Annotated in this window: 1 protein-coding gene; it reads left to right on the top strand. The window is 66.0% G+C overall.

The window, feature by feature from the left end:
- Nucleotides 1–531 precede the first annotated feature (531 nt).
- The coding region (locus AC5YGJ_RS20290; RefSeq protein ID WP_496187560.1) for a methyl-accepting chemotaxis protein at nt 532–2,247 on the top strand (1,716 nt) is incomplete at its 3' end.

Consider the following 2,247-nt stretch of genomic DNA (forward strand, 5'->3'; position numbering starts at 1 on the left):
GCCCCTGCGCAACCCACCCTCCCGGCCACGGACACGTTCCGTGCGCGTCCACCCCGGATTGAAGAAAGAAGAGCAACAGCAACAGCTGCATCGCTTCCGGGGTCAGATCCGTTTTCCGCAGGAAAACGGATCTGACCCCTCTTTCCACTTGGAAACCCAACGCTCTTGCTGTCCGACACCGGGATATCGAATGGGCCTGGCCAGGGTGGGTTGGCGGGGGTGTCCGCGGCATGGATGCCGCGGCCAAGCCCCCAAGGACGGGTTTACGGCGTCCCCCGCCAACCCACCCTGGCCAAGCCCTTCTCGCAACCCGTGACCGCCGACCAACCGCTGTTGCTGTTGCTGTTGCTGTTGCTGTTGCTTCCAAAGCCTGCCGCAGGCAGCGCCGCAGCCGCCGCTGCAAGGAAACCTGAATACGTTCGGACGACGCAGCTCAATCCCCCGCCCGCGCGGCCGATAACGGGGTTGTCACCGTGTGTCCTGCCGTGACCGGCTCGGCGCCGCCCGCCCGCTTCAACCTGGTCCTGCTCGATGAATCTCCTGCATCGCTGGCAACACTACTTCAGCAACCTCTCCGTCCGGCGCAAGCTCAACCTGCTGACGCTGCTCATCGCGCTCGGCGTGATCGCGCTGTCGGTGATCGCCGCCCGCATGCAGTACCTGGACCTCACCGAGACCCGCAAGACCGCGCTGAAGACCCAGGTCGAACTCAGCTACGGCATCCTGCAGCACTACCACCGCCTGGCCACCACCGGCGAGCTCAGCGAAGACGCCGCCAAGGCGGCGGCATTGCAGGCACTGGAAGTGATGCGCGCCGACAATGATGCGTACTACTTCAACCTCTACGACACCGGCTACCGCCTGCTGATGCATCCGTTCCGCAAGGACCTGGTCGGCAAGGACATGAAGGACTTCCGCACCGACGATGGCGTGCGCATCTACTACGACCAGGTGGAAGCGGCCAAGGCCGGCGGCGGCTTCGTCAGTTACCGCTGGGCCAAGCCGGGCAGCAAGGGAGAGGTCGAGAAGGTCGCCTACGCCGGCCTGTTCGCGCCCTGGAACTGGGTGGTCAGCAGCGGCGTCTACCTGGACGACGTGCAGAAGCAGGCGCTGGTGTTCACCGCCATCATGGCCGTCGCCGGCGGCGTGCTGGTGCTGATCGTGCTGGCGCTGAGCTGGGTCATCGGCAATCGCATCGCGCGCCCGCTGAAACAGGCCACCGCCGTCGCCGAAGGCATCGCCCGTGGCAAGCTGGACAGCCACATCGGCCCGCAGCCACACGACGAGCCGGGCCGCCTGCTGGAGGCCATGTCGAGCATGCAGCAGCAGCTGCACGCGGTCATCAACGGCCAGCGTGAGATGGCCCGCCGGCACGAGAGTGGCGAGTTGAGCTACCGCATCGACGCGCGCGCCTTCCCCGGTGAGTATGGCCTGATGGTGCAGGAGACCAACGCCCTGGTCGGCAGCCACGTGCAGACCCTGCACGATGTGCTGGACGTAGTGCAGCAATACGCCGTCGGCGACCTCAGCCGCGACATCGCGCGCTATCCGGGCGAGAAGGCGGCGATGACCACCACCGTCGATACGGTCAAGGCCAACCTCGGCCGCATCAACGCCGAGATCAAGCAGCTGGCCAGTGCGGCTGCCGAAGGCGATTTCAGCCGCCGAGGCGATGCGCAGCGCTTCGATCACGATTTCCGCCTCATGCTGGAAAACCTCAACGCGATGATGGCGGTCAGCGATGACAACCTCGGCAAGCTCTCGCAGCTGCTGTCGGCCATCGCCGAGGGCGACCTGACTGCACGCATGCACGGTGACTACCAGGGCGTGTTTGCGCGCATGCGTGACGACGCCAACGCCACCGTCGCGCAGCTGACCCAGATCGTCGGCCAGATCCAGGCCAGCGCCTCCAGCATCACTCTGGCCGCCGGCGAAATCGCCTCCGGCAACAGCGACCTGTCGCGCCGCACCGAGCAGCAGGCCGCCAACCTGGAAGAGACCGCCGCCTCGATGGAGGAACTGACCTCCACCGTGCGCCAGAACGCCGAACACGCCCGCCAGGCCAACCAGCTCGCCATCGGCGCCCAGGGCGTTGCCTCGCAGGGTGGCGAGGTGGTCGGCCAGGTGGTCACCACCATGTCGGCCATTGAAGCCTCTTCGAAGAAGATCGCCGAGATCATCAGCGTCATCGACGGCATCGCCTTCCAGACCAACATTCTGGCGCTGAACGCCGCCGTGGAAGCTGCG

The sequence above is a fragment of the Stenotrophomonas sp. CS3K5 genome, assembly GCF_059515225.1.